The 17588-nt window shown below is 52.8% G+C and carries 14 protein-coding genes (1 of these 14 only partly in view); all 14 read right to left on the bottom strand.

The window, feature by feature from the left end; genetic code table 11:
- Positions 1–652: the 5' portion of a hypothetical protein gene (locus AC0VXT_RS06295; protein WP_475547952.1), read on the bottom strand. It extends 545 nt beyond the left edge of the window; the window shows 652 of its 1197 coding nt (coding positions 1–652); its start codon is at positions 650–652; the stop codon falls past the left edge of the window.
- 85 nt (positions 653–737) lie between these two features.
- Positions 738–1943, bottom strand: a complete 1206-nt coding sequence (locus AC0VXT_RS06290; RefSeq protein WP_475547951.1) for a polysaccharide pyruvyl transferase family protein — start codon at positions 1941–1943, stop codon at positions 738–740.
- A gap of 98 nt (positions 1944–2041) precedes the next feature.
- Positions 2042–3037 (bottom strand): UDP-glucose 4-epimerase GalE, encoded by a 996-nt coding sequence (galE, locus tag AC0VXT_RS06285; protein ID WP_475547950.1) that lies wholly within the window; start codon positions 3035–3037, stop codon positions 2042–2044.
- A gap of 107 nt (positions 3038–3144) precedes the next feature.
- Complete coding sequence (locus AC0VXT_RS06280; RefSeq protein WP_102785597.1) at positions 3145–4335, bottom strand: polysaccharide pyruvyl transferase family protein; 1191 nt, start codon at positions 4333–4335, stop codon at positions 3145–3147.
- A 38-nt stretch (positions 4336–4373) separates the two neighbouring features.
- Positions 4374–5696, bottom strand: coding sequence for a glycosyltransferase family 4 protein (locus tag AC0VXT_RS06275; protein WP_475547949.1), 1323 nt, complete (start codon positions 5694–5696; stop codon positions 4374–4376).
- Positions 5683–7878: a hypothetical protein gene (locus AC0VXT_RS06270; RefSeq protein ID WP_475547948.1), complete on the bottom strand. Its 2196-nt coding sequence runs from the start codon at positions 7876–7878 to the stop codon at positions 5683–5685. Before AC0VXT_RS06270 ends, AC0VXT_RS06275 begins: the two co-directional genes overlap by 14 nt.
- Positions 7879–7950: 72 nt before the next feature.
- On the bottom strand, positions 7951–8739 hold the full coding sequence (locus tag AC0VXT_RS06265) for a hypothetical protein (protein WP_475547947.1): 789 nt from the start codon (positions 8737–8739) through the stop codon (positions 7951–7953).
- A gap of 19 nt (positions 8740–8758) precedes the next feature.
- Complete coding sequence (locus AC0VXT_RS06260; protein ID WP_475547946.1) at positions 8759–9064, bottom strand: glycosyltransferase; 306 nt, start codon at positions 9062–9064, stop codon at positions 8759–8761.
- Positions 8946–10022 carry a glycosyltransferase gene (locus AC0VXT_RS06255; RefSeq protein WP_475547945.1) on the bottom strand — a complete coding sequence of 359 codons (1077 nt, stop codon included), beginning with the start codon at positions 10020–10022 and terminating at the stop codon, positions 8946–8948. The genes AC0VXT_RS06260 and AC0VXT_RS06255 overlap by 119 nt, the downstream gene beginning before the upstream one ends.
- Positions 10019–10864 (bottom strand): class I SAM-dependent methyltransferase, encoded by an 846-nt coding sequence (locus AC0VXT_RS06250; protein WP_475547944.1) that lies wholly within the window; start codon positions 10862–10864, stop codon positions 10019–10021. Before AC0VXT_RS06250 ends, AC0VXT_RS06255 begins: the two co-directional genes overlap by 4 nt.
- On the bottom strand, positions 10861–13101 hold the full coding sequence (locus AC0VXT_RS06245; RefSeq protein ID WP_475547943.1) for a glycosyltransferase: 2241 nt from the start codon (positions 13099–13101) through the stop codon (positions 10861–10863). The genes AC0VXT_RS06250 and AC0VXT_RS06245 overlap by 4 nt, the downstream gene beginning before the upstream one ends.
- Before the next feature lie 72 nt (positions 13102–13173).
- Positions 13174–13968, bottom strand: a complete 795-nt coding sequence (locus AC0VXT_RS06240; RefSeq protein WP_101304792.1) for a calcium-binding protein — start codon at positions 13966–13968, stop codon at positions 13174–13176.
- A gap of 341 nt (positions 13969–14309) precedes the next feature.
- A complete protein-coding gene (locus AC0VXT_RS06235) occupies positions 14310–15692 on the bottom strand; it encodes an HlyD family type I secretion periplasmic adaptor subunit (RefSeq protein WP_475547942.1) in 1383 nt (460 codons plus the stop codon).
- Entirely contained in the window at positions 15689–17347 is a 1659-nt protein-coding gene (locus AC0VXT_RS06230; protein WP_475547941.1) for a type I secretion system permease/ATPase, read from the bottom strand. The genes AC0VXT_RS06235 and AC0VXT_RS06230 overlap by 4 nt, the downstream gene beginning before the upstream one ends.
- Positions 17348–17588 lie beyond the last annotated feature (241 nt).

Below are 17588 nucleotides of genomic sequence, written 5' to 3'. Positions count from 1 at the left end.
TGATGGCGTAAAGATAGTTCTGCCAGGAAATGATATTGGTCACCGTCACATAACTTGGCGCGCGTTTGCGATCATCCCGGTAGGGTTTTGGCGGCGGAAACGGTGCGTGATGCGGCGGGTTGCCCAGATAATCAAACGTCTTTCCACCATTCGTGGATTTTAACGTCACCAATCCATTGATCCAGCAATCGGTCCGCTTGGTGCGGTCTTTGCACGGCATATCATGGCGATAGGGCATGAAGCTGGCACTGCCAAGGGCATATACGTTCTGCCCATCGTTTGTATAAATCGCCTGCAACCATGTCCGGTCATCAAGAAGGTCGGGGGATGCCTTGCCTGCGGCCATAAAACGGCTATCACAATCAGGCTTGAGACTATTAAACCCATAGCCAACAAATGCCCGGTTCTGGAAGTTCGGTGCAAACATCACCATCTTGCCTTGGGCATTGCGAAAGGCCCGGGCGGGGGAGTCTGGTAAATGATGGTTGTCACACCCTGAAACGTCACTGTCGAATATGATTTTTTCGGATCCAGTGACGGTCACTTCGGTTGCAGCCACGGGCGGGTTCCAGCCAACAAGACCACCAAGAGTCATACCGGCGGCAAAGGCCATGGTCGCGATCATGCGTCGTGATGGATTCAGTCTGGGCACAGCAAGTTTCCCTGTCATCATCAGTGGGGAAAATACGAGGCACATGGCGTTCTGGGGGAACGACCATGTGCCTCAGGCAGCAATGTCACGCCGCCTCTGCGACATAGGGGGTCGGGACGCGACCAAGACGGTGTGCCATGCTGTTTTCTTCAAGGAACTTTTTCAGCTCCCCAAAACGCTGCTGATAGGTTTTCTCAAAAAGATCGAAATCAGCATTGTCCCAAGCTTCCTCGAACGAGAATTTGTCCATGTAGCGCCCATCGATATATGGAATACCGAGCGTCTTGACGAATTCCCGGGTTCGGGTGTCATAGGTGACATAAAGTGCCGGAACTTCATTGGCGAGTGCCAGCAAATTGCCATGCAGTCGAAAGCCCGTCACGGCATCAAGGGATTGTTCTGCCTTTTCGAAATCGGCAACACTTTCAAAAACCGACAGTGACGACTTATACAAATCAAGAAGCGGATCTTTTGCGCCCGATAGCCATTTTTCGGCCGTCAGTTTCTGAACCGCATCCTTCATCACCTGATCATCATTTTCGACCTGCTTGGTGCGCGCATAGTAAATCTGCTTTTCTTCAAGTTCGCCTGCACAGAGGATTTCGGTGTCATAGCGTTCTGCCAATGTCCGCAACATATAGCGTTGAAGCGTCTGGAAGCCGTGAGTTTTGCGCCGAAGAGTAAAGCCCAGCCTGTTGATGGCAGATGCCTCAATGCGCGGCAATTTCAATTCCGGCTTGCAATGACGGAATGCAGTTGGGCAGCCAAAAATGCGAACATTTTTGATTCCGATCGAATTCAACGCCTTTTTCGACAAGTTGCCCCGCACCCCAACGGTGGTGGAACGATCGGCAATCAGCTGTAAAAAGCGTTTGGTCAACTCATTGACATAGTTTTCCGAATTGTCCGGCACCTGAACACCAATGCCAAAGGCAATCACCGGCACATTGGTTTTTTCAAGAACCGCCGTAATCGGATCCCACTGACCATTGGCATTGATATAGTTCGAGCCGCGCAAAAAGATGTAGTCCAACTGATTGATCTTTTCGATCTGTGTTTCAGACAGATTGCCGTCTGCAGGCACATAAATCGGGAACAGTTCGGAATAGTCGAGAATGCGCAAGGATGAGTCATAGACAAAACAGTCACCAATATTGGTAAACAGCGTTTTTGCCTTTTCGGGCGCACCATATGTATGGGTGACGACACCGATGTTACCTTCGATCCGGCCCGCGGGCATTAAAACGCCAATGCGGGGCTTACGGCCCGAGGTTGGGGAAACCTGGCTCATAGACATAACTCCTGCTGTCTTGGTTCGCACCGTTGATCGGCGTTATGATCGAACCGTTTGCTCGTATCTGAATAATTCAGTTTTAGATCGTTATGCGGTCAGGCCGCATCCACCTGACGTGTTTTGAGACTTTCTTCCCAATCAAGCGCGTGGCGCACGATGGCGTCGAGATCATCATATTCTGGCGTCCAGTCGAGCTTTTCACGAACCCGGTCAGCCGCTGCAATCAATGCCGCCGGATCACCCGGGCGACGTTCAGCACGCTCCACCGCAAAATCAATACCCGAAACGCGTTTGACCGCACCGATGACTTCCTTGACAGAGAACCCACGGCCATACCCGCAATTCATCACGTCGCTTTCACCACCGTCTTCAAGGTATTCCAGCGCCAGAACATGCGCCTTGGCGAGATCGGAAACATGGATGTAATCCCGGATACATGTCCCATCGGGCGTGTCGTAATCTTCGCCATAGATTGCCATTTGAGACCTCGCACCCGTCGCGGTCTGACTGGCGATCTTGATCAGATGGGTGGCCTTGCGTGATGTTTGCCCGGACCGACCTTTGGGATCAGCCCCGGCAACATTGAAATAGCGAAGCGCGACATATCGAAGATCATGGGCAATCGCGGCATCGGCCAGCATCTTTTCGGTCATCATCTTTGATGTGCCATACGGCGATATCGGCTTGAGTGAAAAGTCCTCAAGGATCGGCGTGCTTTTGGGTTCGCCGTAGACACCCGCTGTTGAAGAAAAGATGAAATGCTCGATCCCGCTATCCACAGCGGCCTGTGCCAGGGCACGAGAGTTCACCGTGTTGTTGTAATAGTATTCCAGAGGATAGATCACGGATTCAGGCACAATGATTGAGCCCGCGAAATGCATGATTGCCGTGACGTCATGTTCGGAAATAACCCGACGCACCAAATCATAATCGCCACAATCACCTTCAACAAACGCAGCCCCAGTGGGAACCGCCCAACGATATCCCTGGCTAAGATTATCAAGAACAACGACGTTGCGTCCGCCATCAAGAAGTGCCAGTGCTGCGTGACTACCGATATATCCTGCGCCACCCGTTACAAGTACAGTCATTGCCGTGTCTCCTTGTTCATGTTGTTCAATTTTCTGAACAGCTTTGGGAAAGCACAGCCGCTATGAACCCCGTTCCGGGACAGTCAAAGCAGCTGTACCGGATGCGGTCACGCCACCTTGCGTTCAAGTTGCGTGTCAGCGTTCATGACATCGACCATTTTGTGATCGATGTTATTTTCGCTCAGGAACAAAGCCATTTCGCGATAAGTCTGGAACCAAGCGCGGTTGAACTTGTCGAACAGGCCTTGATCCCAGTAATCCTCGAGCACGAATTCCTTTGTCGAGAACACGTCATACGACGGGATTTGATAGGTTTCTGCGAATTCGACCGTCCGGCTGTCATAGGTAAAGTAGATCGACGGCACACCGTTCGAGAGCGCCATCAGGTTACCGTGCAGGCGATAGCCCAGAACGCAGTCCTTCTGACGGACGAGGTCTTCGTAATCAGATACCACATCCGAATAGAACAGCTTTTCGCGGTAAAGGCGTTCCATCGTATCGTCGAGATACCAATTCTTGACCCAGTCGTTGTTCTTAAGCGCCTGCATGGCTTCTTCACGCTGGATGTTAGAGCCAAAGACCAGTTTCTTTTCTTCGGGCTCACCTTGTGCCATCAGGGTCATGTCATCGAAACGACCGGCCAGATGTTTGACCAGATCCCGATGGAAAGTCAGATAGCGTTTAATGTCCTGAGCATAAGCTGGCGAGACTTCGCGGCGCAGGGTAATGCCGACATTCTTGACACTTTCAAGGGACGGCAGTTTGATCCGCATATCCGGATTGTTCTGACGAAATGCCGTTGGGCACCCAACGATGCGAACATTGGTAATGCCCAGATCCCATAGAACCTGTGCAGTATAGGCACCACGCACACCAATTGATGTGGTGGAATCAGCCATCATCCGCAGGACGGTTTTGGTCTGATCAGAAAGCTCAAGCTTCCCTTTGACCGGGGCTTGTGCACCGATGCCAAATCCCAGAACTGGTAACTTCAACCGTTTAAGAACCTCGATCGTGTTCCGCCAGTCCATGTCAGAATGGATGTAGTTCGACCCACGCAAGAACACATAGTCATATTCCTCACGAAGACGGTCGATGTCTTCCATCTTGGGTTCGGCAATCGGCAGGACACCAAGCTTGTCGTAGTTCATCAGCTTCAGCGATGAGTCATAGACAAAGGCGTCACCAATATTGTGATAGTGATCGATGCTCCGTTGAACATCCTGATAGTTGTACCAACGGACGCAGTCGTGGTCGTAGACTTCGCCCGACGGGATCATTACGAGAACGCGCGCCATATTGTGTCTCCTTGGTTGATCACGTTTTTGTTCCGAATTCATGCCGTGCTTGCCACATTTTGCTCAGTGGCGGCTTTTGCAGATAGCAGGCGCGTTTTCAGAACCTCCCGATACTGCGCGAGATGTTGCTCGGCGCATTCCTCATAGGTCGTCACACGAGGGATCCCCTCGCGCATCCGGTCCCAAATCTTGTTGTCGCTTAAAACGTCAATCAGACGGTCGGCCAAATCTTCGGCACTTCCGACGCGGAAATGCAGACCATTGACCCCGTTTGTGATTTTCTCGGCCATGCCCCCAATGTTCGAACAGATCATCGGGCGCCCATGGAAAAAGGCTTCCTGAATGACCACCGGTGAGTTTTCCCACCAGATCGACGGAATAATCGTCCAGTCGGCAAGCTCCATCAGCTTGGGCATCTCGGTGTTTTGATAGGCACCGTAAAAACGGACCCGATCACCAGCCTTCTCGATAAGGTCGTGGACCTTTTCCTGATATTCAGGGGGTTGGCGTTCCAGATTACCGCCAAAAATCATCAGACGTGCATCATCGCCCCAGATTTCATCTGGCACACGTCCCACCGCATCAAGCAGGATGTCCGCACCTTTGAACATCGTAAGCTGTCCAAAAAAGGCAAAGCGCGACCGGCGTGGCTGTGTTTTGGAAAGCTGGCGGTCCTTGGCCCGTTCATCGATGTCCAGACCATTTTCGATCACAGACATCTTTTCGGCCTTCATGCCCCAATCGACAAAGCGTTTGGCCAGAAATTCACTGGGCGATACGTAATGGTCGGCCAGTTCAAGCATCGACTTGATGAACCGTTCACGCCGCAGGAATGAGGCCGGGGAAATGTCGGGGAAGCATCCGTTGCATTCAATCGGACTTGCCCGGTTGCACAGCTTCGTTCCACCGCTTTTGAGCATCTGTCCGTGGTTGTGGCAGATCGTCAAAAACTCATGGAATGTGAAAAAGATCGCTGTTTCGGGCAAAGCTTCGCGAATGGCGTAGATCGTCTCTAGCCCAAGGCCAAGATAGTGATGGAAGTGAACCACGTCCGGTTCGTAATCCTTCACAAAACGCAGGAAATCACGATCTATCTCGTCTGTGCTGCCGTTTGATAGAAGGAAATGATCATAGTTTTCCGCATGATAAAGGATTTCGTTGTTCTTCTGACGCAGGCTCATCAGTGCAGATGCACCATGACGTGGAACAGGGTTACCGACCCGCGCAAGATAGAAGCTTTCAACTCCATCAAGCGCATTCAAACCCTTATGAAGATTGTAAGAGGCCACTTCGGCCCCACCCAGCGAAATACTGGGATGGCCATGCGAAATAACGAGGACACGCAAATCAGTCGACGGCATTGTTATGGCTCCGCAAGTTTGAGACGACCAAAGACCAGCGACGATCAAACGCCCAGCGGTCAAGACGATGCGAAAGTTCCTCCCAGGCGGGGGCGCTGCTTATCGATTGTTCGCTGCCCAGTACTTCGACTTCGGGGATCCAGTAGGATGGTGTCCCTGCCATACGCAGCTTCAGCGCAAGATCGAGGCTCTTTTCGGCCGGACCGATATAGCCGCGCGTAAAGCCATCAGTATCGACAAATGCCTTACGCGGCAGAATGCAGCATTCCAAGGTTCCCGCACTGACTTCGCTTGGTTCTGCATCGGCCAAAACTGCGCAGGGATAGCCGACATATCGGTCTGACAAATACTGACCACCTTTGGTGTCACCATCGATCCATGTCCCTGCCCAACGAACAGAATCGTCTTCGAACAGGATGGTCGGCGACACAAGTGCCTTACTGCCGCGCTTGCGATAAGCGGCCAATAATTGGTCAAACCAGCCATCGTCACGCGGTAAAATATGGGCCGAGACAAGCCCGATGGTTTCCGAATTGGTTGCGGCAACACCGACTTCCAGGGCATCACAAAAGTCTTCCACCCCTTCGGCGAAAACGATCCGGGTATTGAGTTTGTAAAAGGCAGCAAGACGCAACATGTCGCTGCCGACGAGGTCAAAACTTTCAACCGGCCCAGCAATCACAATCGGCAAATGGCGTGTTGCTTGATCAAGTCCCAGAAGCGCAATCGTCACACCGATGTCATTGATCGTGTCATCGACACCGACCACCAGAGTTACCGGTGCGTCTTCATCAAAATTACCGATATCGTGGACATCAACGGCATATGGGTTTTGGGCTGTCATCCCCTGCAACATCGGCCCGAACTGGCGCTCGATACTGTTGGACGCCGTGACCGAACGCGGATCAAGCGAAGGCAAAACCCGCGACAGCGCCTGACGGGCCGATGCACGTGTCGGGTTTAAGGGACAATACGCCGGAAAGGCATCAACAATTCCCAGTTCAAGATAAACCGGCTGATCAGATGGCGGCGTATCCTCCAACGAACAGAACACCAAGAAACCGTGGTTGTTGCGCGCCGGGTTCATCCCCGAAAACATCGGATCATTTGCAAAGGCGCCGGTAACATCTGCACGTGACTGCCGTGTCCAGTGATCGTCAATCCGAACAAGTTCACCCCCGACACGCAGCGATACATTTTCCACCGCGCGATCAGGATCAAGCATCCAGCCTGAAATCAAAACACCGCTGCCTTCGATCAGGAGCGAGAAATCAATCCCGATCCGCACCGGACGGTCCAGTTCGGAAACAGTATCGCGACCATCAAAACGATGTGCGGCCATACGCAATTGATGCAGGATGTTGTCAGGAGCCCGAACGCGCCCCAAGACAGAGCGAATATGGGCCGGAACATCGGGCGGTGCGACAAGAACGCGCTGCTGATAAACCTCAATAGAATACCAACCTTCACGCCCGCGGAAATAAACGCGCTTGAGCTTGCCGGGGTTGATCGGTTTGTCACCCAGCATAAGCCCGGTCACGCCTGATGCCTCGTCACCAAGGTCATCACGTTGAAAATCAGCACTGGTCAATTCCGCCAGGATCGGCGCATCGTCCATGGCGATGACGCGTGTCCGCCCAACCGGGAAGTCGCTTGACCAGCCCTGAATGTAAACCTCACCTTCTTCAAGGCCGCCAAGTACTTCGATAAAGCCGTTGCTGCGTGCCGCAATCTGAACAAGGGCCGCAACTTTACGCAGACGTTTTTTGTCCGGGTCCCCTGCAAGTAATGCCTCGATCACACCATCAATGACGGTGGCAAACGCAGGGCCTGCTTGGTCTGCAACAGACGAAAGGATTGATTCAATCCGCTGTTGCCGGTTTTCAATCCGGTATTCGCATGGTTTGCCCGCCCCACGGAACAATGCGGTTTTAAGGCGACGCGGGGAGACATCCTTCATCGGCAAAAGGGCGACGAAGCCGTATGCATTTTCCTGATCGGTTTCGTTGCGACGCCAACTGATCACCGATGCCTGTATTTTGGCATCGGACTGATTGTTAAGATAAATATCAATAGTTGCTGGCAGGGCATTCCCAACCCCGACCATCAATGCCAAACCATCATCAACCAAGGCGGCAACGACGGTTCTGCCATCCAAAGGCATTCCATAAGCTTCAGTCATGCCCGCACCTCCTTGTCTTTATCGGGGTCTGTGTCTGTCGTCAGCGATGTAAAAAATTTCATGCCCGCACGCTCACCAGACAACCGCACCAATTGCCAATCCCGCCGTTACCCCGATCAGGCACGACAAGATCAAAAGTGGTGTTCTAAGATCATTGGTATGGCGTGCGGTCAGGACCGAAAGACGTTCGTCAAACCCGCCAAGCGACTTGTCGAAACGCACCAGAAACACTTCCAGTTCATCCACCCGGCTGGAGATTTCTTCCTGACCGGTCCGAACCAGCTTCACCCCTGCTTCAATGCCATCATCCGCAGATGCCAGTTCGTCCATGCGCTTTGACGCACTGACAAGACGCTTGGCAGCTTCACGTTGTCCGTTCTGTAAAATGTGCTGGGCTGCTAAAAGTCGATCAAGCCGATCAAGGATCTTACTAAGCGGCGCATTTAACGCAGTGTGGGCTTCCTGTTCGCTTTGCGATGGAATGCGCAGGTCAATTTCTTCGCCGGTCTCGGGAATGATCGCACATACTGAAATATTTTCAGCGCTGGCCAAGGCGGCATCTGGTAGCTCAGCTTCAAAGGCGTGCTTACCATCACCAATTCCGTTGCGACGCAAATCAACGCGCTCGTTTTCGGCTTTGATCCTTATTAACGCGTGCCCGTTCAGGCGAATGACAACATCGACACGCGCATCAGGCCGTTCTGGTGACCAAACCCAGCCAAACAGGCGGTTCTGATCAATGGCGTCAACGCGTCCTTCAAGGGTTGGCGTTGCGTCTTTGACATCTGGCGGCATGCCCGCTGCCATAGTGGCATTTGGTTGGGCGTTATCTTTGACCGTCTGTTTTTCTGCGAGTGCCATAAAGCGCTCCTAAGTAAAATCAGGCTGCAACAAAATCGGGGCGGATCATCTGACGAAACATCACGAGATATTCCTGCGCGACATCATCAATCGCGGCAGGTGCACGGACGTGCCCTGACAGTTTTTTCCAAAGTTTCGGATTGGTTGCGCAGTCCTTCATGACACGCGCCAGTTCTGCTGGATCATCGGGGCGCACATGAATGCCGTTATGACCATCGCGCACCATCTCGGCCATACCGCCAATACCACTGGTGATTACAGGACGCCCGTGCTGGAAGGCCTCCTGAATGACAAGCGGCGCATTCTCCCACCATATGGATGGCACAATGACCCAGTTCGACGCGCGCCATCAGTTCTGCAAGGTCTGCGCGTTCATACGCCCCTAGCCGGTGAACCTGATGGCCGGTCTTTTCAAACAGATGCTCCATCCGCTCGGTAAATTCGGTCGTCTGGAACAGCACGTCACCATGGATACGAAGATCGAAATCAACATCGTCTTCGACCAGTTTGTTGCTGGCCTCAAGCAGGACATCGGCCCCCTTCCAGGGGTTCAGATTACCGAAATAGCCAAAGACATTGGGCATGCCCGTTCCCATGTCGCGTTTGGGGGCGGCGGGAACAGGTGGGCGGCCATTTTGAATGACTGAAATCTTTTCAGGCTCAATGCCCCAGTTAACATAACGGTCCTTAAGAAATTCACTTGGCGAGATGAATTGATCAACAACACGCAGGTGATTGCGCAAATTGACGGCCCGCATGGAATATTGATCCGGGGAAAATCCATCCAATCCACACAGGCGACCAATTGCATCGGCCTTAGTGTACCGCTGTCGGTTTTTACGATTGATCATCAGACCGTCATTCGGGCAAATCTGATAATAGTCATGCAAGGTCATGACGATCCGGCAATGCGGTAAAACACGACGGATCAATGTTGGAAGTTCGATGCCCCACAGGACCAGATGATGAATATGGACAACATCCGGATCCCAGCTTTTCAACAATCGGGTAAAATCGGGGGCAACCGCATAAAGATCGGTTTGCGACATATTGAACCGGTCAAAATGCCCGGCCCAAAACAGCATTTCATCACCGGCCTCATTAATCGCCTGAAAGCTTGTACCCGGACGGCGTTCGCGGTGAACATCATTGGTTGCACCAACAAACAGGGCATCACATTCCGCACGCTTGTAAGCATGGAAAAGATCATGGGCGAATATTTCGGTTCCGCCGGGATGAAGGTCCGGGTGGTTGTGCGCCAGCACCATAATACGGGGGTTCATGCGGTCCTCCGTGGTTTTTTGGCAATAAGGAAGTCCTGATAATGCTCGGCCGTTTCACCGCGCCAGCCACCAAAGCTTTTTGAGCTGATTTCAAAGCCTGCTGACGTCAGGACGTTGACAATAAATTCTTCGTCAAACCCGACCGCCGCCATGGGGTTCTCCCCGCGCAGATACCAGCACGGCTGACCTTCGACCTTTTCAAGTCCCGACAGACGCACATCGCTGCCCGGCTTGGCCGGGTCGTCTTGTTCCCGGAGAATGAACGCCGTCAGGAAAATCCGCCCTCCCGGACGCAGCACACGAAACACCTCGGAACAATAGGTTTCGATTTCTTCTGGTGGCAGGTGGGTCGCCACCGAGATCATTGCAGTGAAATCGAATGTTCCATCCTGAAAAGGCAATCGCATGCCGCGCCCGCCGATGGATCCTTCGGGGTTATAAAGCGAATTTTTGATATCCTGGGTTTCGAACCGGAAATTCGGATAGGCTGGTGTAATTGAACGTTTGCACCATTCAATCCCGTTCGCCACTGGATCAAGCCCGCGATAAATCGCGTTCTCCGGATCCAGAAACTGGGTGAGTGGCACTGCAATCCGGCCAATACCGCAGCCGATATCAAGAACATCATCCGTTGGTAACAGCCCGGCACGGCGGACAAAATGGCCAAGGAACTCGGCACCAATCATCCGGTAGTCACCATCACCGACAAAAACGGCCTCCTCCGGCGGGACCGGCAGGAAGTGATTTGCGATGATCTGCTGGCACAACCATTCAAGATGGGTGTCATCCACGGCATCATGGGCCGGGGATTGATGTTCCGACAAGGCGAGAACCTGACTCATGCCGCGGCTCCATGTTTTGTTTTGCTGGGGGAACGTTCTTGGGGAACGCCATTGGCATGGATATCTTCGAGCATGTCGCGCCAACGCGACGCATGAAGCCACGCGTTATATTCGGCAGCGACACCACGCATGTAATCGGCATGGGTCGAGATTGACTTGCGCTCGAAGTGGTAAAGACTGACGTCGGGAATGTATTTTATGTCAAAATCGGCTTGCCGGATTTTCAGGCACAGATCACTGTCTTCGTAATCACCGATGACATAGTCTTCGGTAAACCCGTTGACCTCGTTGAATGCATCCCGATGCAGCATCATGCAGGCACCGGTAACACCGGGTACGGAACGTTCAACATTGGCATCCCGATACTGATCAGGCATACCTTTGTGGTAGTGATAGTTCAGCCATTTTCCGCTCTCATTGGGGGCGAAATACATCCCGGCATGCTGGATTGAGCCATCTTCAAACAACAGCTTTGGCCCAACGGCAGCGACTTCTTGTGGACCTCCCATTTTCGAGGCCAACCCTTGCGCCCATCCCGGTGTATGGGGGATGACATCCGAATTGAGCATCGCCAGAAGATGAGAACGGGCAACCTCCGCCCCGGCATTACAAGCACGCGCATAGCCCCCATTTCGGGTCATCACCACCAATCGCATTGGAATGCCATAAAGAATGTGCAAGCCGCGCAAAAGATGTTCGCATTCTTCGACCTGTTCAGGGGAATCCAGCACAAAAATCAGGTCACAGTTTTTCGCAACCCACGGATCACAGGCAAAGGCACCGACTTGCGCGCGCAGGAATCCCAACACACGGTATAGCGGTACAACAATCGAAACATCCGGGTCTTCGTGCGGCGTGCCCATTTCAATGATGTGATCAACCTTTGCGGACCCCATCAATTTTTGCTGCAGGTCGCCAATCACCGGCGCCAAACAATTTTCGATGATCTCATCGCTCAGATGCTGTGGCGGAACCGCGCGCAAGATACGCGCACGTGCCTCTGCCGGGTCAATGGGTTGTGCCGGTGGCACCATCAAATGGCGGTTTCCCGATGTCAGGCGCATCACGCTTCTTGGCTGAAGGATTGGTACAGGACTTTGAATGTCCTGATAAAATCCGACGAACCCGGTCGCTGGAACGGTACGGTCTTCGTCTTGAACGTTTCCGGTATACCGATAAAACCCATCGCCAAACGGGTGGGCAATACCATTGCTATCGAGAAGATCGATACTTGCAATCATATCAACAGGATCGCGATACCAGCCGCCAATCAGCGTGCCCCGTGCCGTTGTGACAGCAAGGTCGACTTCACCGCTTGGCAATGATCCACCACCGGCCACCCGTTGACTTGAAAGTGGACAGCGCAACTGAAATTCAATGGCGGCCTTGCTGGCCTTCATATCGGACCGTGCCAGCGCGCCAATAATGTATTCGCGGAGATCAGCATCCGATTTGCCACGCGCCTGCCACCAACGCGACACGGATGGCAAAACCGTGGTGCTGGGAAGATGACGAATGGCCAAGGTGCGCACACCGGTCACAACAAGATACGCGCCGTCTTCTGTGCCTGCACGATCGGCAATCATATACACCAGATCCTGCCCTCGCGGCCCCTGATGGCTGGTATGAGGCAACATCGCAAGACGACGGAAACCTGATGGTGAAACGATAAAAACAGCTTCGATTTCTTTGAACGCCTCGGGCAGCCCGGCGGCAATCAGCATTTTCTGATCGGACAGTTTTGCCAGCGCCTGGGCGCGCTGCGGCCGTTCAACAATTTCGGAGACAAGATGATTAAGGAAGCGGTTGTAGCTTTTGCTCAGGCGCAAACGGAACATGCTCGCCCACATGCCAAGCAAGGTCGACACCAGCGAAAGACGCCCGGAAGGTGTAACACCCTCAATCAGATGAGATGCATTTGCGAATTCAAAATCGCCATCTGGCTCGATTGTGATTTCGTCTTTACGACCAAGTGTCCCGGCTTCCGCCAGAAACGAGACCGGCTCGTCTTTTGGACGCCTAATCACACGCAACAACCGTGTCCCGCCACTATTTAGAGGAAGACGCAATGTTGCTTGCGGTGAAATCGCGACACCGGCAGCAGTTTCAAGTCTGGGAACCTCCCACAAGCGGGTCGGTGTATCCCAGATCAACATCAAGGTATCTGGGTTGAGCAGACAAACGTCCGGCGCTTCGCCGGTCGTCCGCACAGCATCGGACGAGGCAAATTCAAGCATGACCATCTTTCGCTTAACTTGAAGTTCAGGACGAAACGTCCGCAGCCGTAACTGCGGACGCCGTTTGACGGATTACTGGACGCTAAAGAAGCTATCCGGATCGTCCTGTACGTCTTCTGCATCGACATTGTTAAGGGTGATGGAATCACCATTGCCAAGGTCGATAACGGTGTTGGCCCCAACTTGCGTTGCACGCGCAGCAACGTCATCGGCACCTTCAATACCGGTGTCGTTTATATTGCTGCTAATGGAAAGCATGTCTTCGCCAGCCTGGAAGTCGAGAACGACATCGTTGCCGCCGCCGCCGGAGAACACGAATGTATCTCCACCAGAACCACCAGACAGGATATCGTCCCCGGCACCGCCTTCGAGGACATCATCCCCGGAGCCGCCCAGAAGAACATCGTTGCCTTCGCCACCCTGAAGAACATCGTCTCCAGAGCCGCCAAGCATGACGTCATCACCAGCACCACCGAGCAAGATATCGTTATCAGCACCGCCGACCAGAACATCGTCGCCCGAACCACCGTCCAGAACGTCGTCGCCTGATCCGCCAAGCATGATATCGTCACCCGATCCACCTGACAGAACGTCTTCGCCAGAGCCACCCGACATCAGGTCGCTCCCGCTGCCCCCGATCAGTGCATCGTCACCCGACCCACCAAACAGAAGATCATCACCTTCGCCACCAAGTGCTACGTCGTCGCCTGATCCGCCGAACAAGGCATCATCGCCTTCTTCGCCAAACAGCACGTCGTCATTGCCTTGTCCGAAGATTGTATCGTCTCCGCCACGTCCAAAGATGACGTCACTGAAACGAGATCCGAGAAGCGCATCATCAAAGGCGCCGCCTTCGAGAGTTGCCATGTAATCCTCCTTCGTGTCCCAACATTAATGACATCGTGGGGATATTTCCCTCACGAGAGGATGGCCGTTCCCTCCAGGCGATCTAAGCACCGCCCTGAACGGCCACTCAGAAAGACTATATTTTTTTACTTTGTTAGTGGAGGGTATTGTGGTGTTTTTATTTTGTCAACATTGTGACGCACTTCAATTTTACATGTAATTATTGATTACTTATTTAAACAATATTGTTTTTTGTTTTATTTTTATTTAATTTAAATTTAAATCAACTTTCCCAGAAAAAAGGCTGCCCCGTTAAAAATCTGAGGGCAGCCTGATGAAAAACAAGGAAATCTTTTGGCCCCTTATTCCTCGCGGAAGGCCTTATCCATGCTCTGAACGATCGGATCAATCAGGTAATCAATCGCCTTGCGTGGCGTTTTAAGAACCAGAATATTTGCCGGCATGCCCGGTCGCAGATTGATATCGTCATATTTTGCCAGCTCTTCGGGGTTAATCGCAGCACGGATGATGTAATAAGAACTGTCACGCTGCTCATCGACCGTTTGATCAGGCGCGACATATCGCACTTCCCCGATGAGAGGCGAAAGGCGCCTCTGACTATAGGCGGTTAGACGTATTTGCACTTTTGAGCCCACCTGAACAGAATCGATATCCTGCCGATTAATCCGCGCCTCGATCACCAGTGGTTCGTCTTCGGGAATGATATCCATGATCGGCTCTGCCGGACTGATAACACCACCCGGCGTTCTGATCTGGATATTGGCAACCGTGCCTGCCTGCGGTGCTTTCACCTCAAGCCGGTCAAGCACATCCTTACTGGCCCTGATCCGCTGGGTGACATCATTGAATGCAAGCTGTGCTTCCTGAATCTCGGTGGCAATGTCGCTTTGCCACTCCATTTCAATAGATGCCAGATTAATCTCGGCCTCTGCCTTTTGCTGCTGGGCGGCTGCCTTCTGGGCCTTGAATTCCCCCATGTCCCCGACAAGGTCGGACCAATTATTTTCAACCTCAACCAGTTGGGTGCGCGTTGCAAACCCCTTGTCCGCCAACTGCCGAATGCCTTTTAGTTGCTCTGCAACCAGTTTTTCCTGACGTGTCCGGGCGTTAATCTGAGACACAAGTGCCTGTGCCTCCGCCTCGAACTGTTCGATCTGTTTGGCCTGCGCGTCGCGCTTGGCGGCATAAACTTCATTGCGCTTGCCAAACAGGCGTTGCTCATCACTTAGAATATCCCCGACATACGCCTCATCACTTGCGGTAAGTTCTTGGGGGAATGCGATATTATCCTGACCACGCTGCTCCGCCCGCAGGCGTGCAAGTTTCGCCATCAGGCCAAACCGTTCGCCACGCAGCTGCCCGATTTCCGACTTACTGCGCGTCCCGTCAAGCAAAGCCAACGTTTGCCCCGCGGTGACGTGCTGCCCTTCATCAACCAGCAGCTTTTTCAGAATGCCGCCTTCATAATGGTTCACGACCTTTTTCTTTGAATTGACAATTATCGAGCCGGTCGCAACGGCTGCACTATCAAGTTCTGCGGTAAAGCCCCACGTCAGAAAGCCGCCAAAACCCAGTATGATAACTGTTAGCCCGGCAATAATCGGCTTGCGCAGACTTTGGCGCGATGCTTGGCGTTCTTCGGCAAGAATTTGATGCCAGGAAACTTGCTGATCGTCAGACGGAATGACAGTACCACTATCATCAACGTTAATGACACGGTTCATGCCGCACCTCCATTTCGCTGGCTGCGCTTCACGGCAGGCAGACTTTTGACATCGTCGTCTGTACTGAGACTCTGGATAACATCAGTACGCTCGCCAAACTGCTTGACCCGTCCATCCTGCATCACCAGCAATTTATGGGCGTACTGCATAATGCTTTGCCGATGCGCAATCAGCACAACCATCGCCCCCGACTCGCTGGCTTGACGGACAGCACGAATCAAGGATGCTTCACCTTCAGCATCAAGATTGGCATTGGGCTCATCAAGAACTAACAGACGCGGCCAGCCATAAAGTGCACGCGCAAGCGCAATGCGCTGTTGCTGGCCACCTGAAAGCGTATGCCGCCCGGCCCCGATTGGGGTGTCATAGCCAAGCGGCAACCGCCCGATCATTTCATGCACACCTGCGGCACGCGCAGCATCGATCACCTTGCGTGGATTAGCGTCACGCATCCGGCTGATATTGTCACGGATCGTCCCATTCAGAAGCGACACCGATTGCGGTAAATAACCAACCATGTCGCCAAATGAGCCCCGCTCCCACAAGTAAGCGTTATGCCCATCAAGGTACACGCCCCCGGCCGATGGTTTAGCTGCACCAACCAACAGGCGCGACAAGGTCGATTTACCGGCCGCAGATGGCCCGACGACGCCTAGAATCTCACCGGGAAACAGTTCGAAATTGATTGAGCGCAAAACCGGTACATTTGATCCGGGCACCGCATAGACCAGATTATCAACGATCAGCGGACCTTCGGACCGCGGTGTTGGTTTAATTTCACGCTCGGACTGGCTTTCTTCAAGCATGGAGCGGATTCGCTTCCATGACGAAAAAGCCCCAACCCACGCACGCCAGTCGCGCGTCACATTGTCAAACGGAAGCAAAAGCCGCCCCATAATGACGGTACCGCCAATCATCGCACCCGGCGTGGTTTCCCCGATAATGACAAGATATGCCCCCATCGCCAGAACGATGATCTGCATGCCAAACCGCGCAGACCGTGTAACCGAATACATCCCCTTGCTGCGCATATTGCCAACATCAAGGAGCTCACTGGCATGAATTTGTGCTTGGCGCCAACGCAGCGAAAGGGCCGGCAGCATCCCCATTGCTTCAATTGCTTCTGCATTTGAAACCGTCGATCCGATGTCGCCAATATTGCGCAAATTGGCGTCGGTGCCTTCCTTCGTGACCTGACGCACCAGCAAGTCCCCAAGCAGGCTCAACCCTATGAGCGTAAGTACCGCAACCAGTCCGGCAATGCCGTAGTACGGATGCAGCGCGAACATCACTCCGAGAAAAATTGGCGACCAGATCGCTTCGAGTGGGGAACTAATGGTCGTTCCGGTGATGAAGTTGCGCAGATCTGATAAGTCCCGCAAAACTTGGGTTCCATGCAGGCTTCCTTTTTCCAGTGCCACCCGCATGGCCGCCGAAATTGCAGGCAAGTTCAACCGACGCAGCAACGACTTCGCCATTTCCTGAAACACAAGGGCGCGCAGAAAATCCAGAATGCCGTAAAGAATGATGGCTGCAATCGCGATAACCAAAAGCAGGATCAATGTATCCGTGCTTTGGCTGTTGATAACCCTGTCATGCACCTGCAGCATGAAAAGCGGCACCGTCAACTGCAAGACAGTGATGAAACCGCTCATCACCCCGGCCCACCCAAGCCCACGAACGAACGTATATCTCGCCTCACGAACAACAGACTTCGTATCAAGCCCCGGTCTAACCTCTTTAGTTTGCAGCGCTTTTGTTGGTTCTTTGCGACCAAAATGCATCGATTTTCATCCAATCGGTCAAAAGTCATAGTTTTTCCGCAATCTACTCACATAGTTGCGCTGACACGATGTTCTACAATAAAATTAAATATGTCGATCTAATGTTGATGAT

This window comes from Thalassospira sp. Z349TD_5, from assembly GCF_056173045.1.
This window is presented reverse-complemented; position numbering and strand designations above follow the sequence as displayed.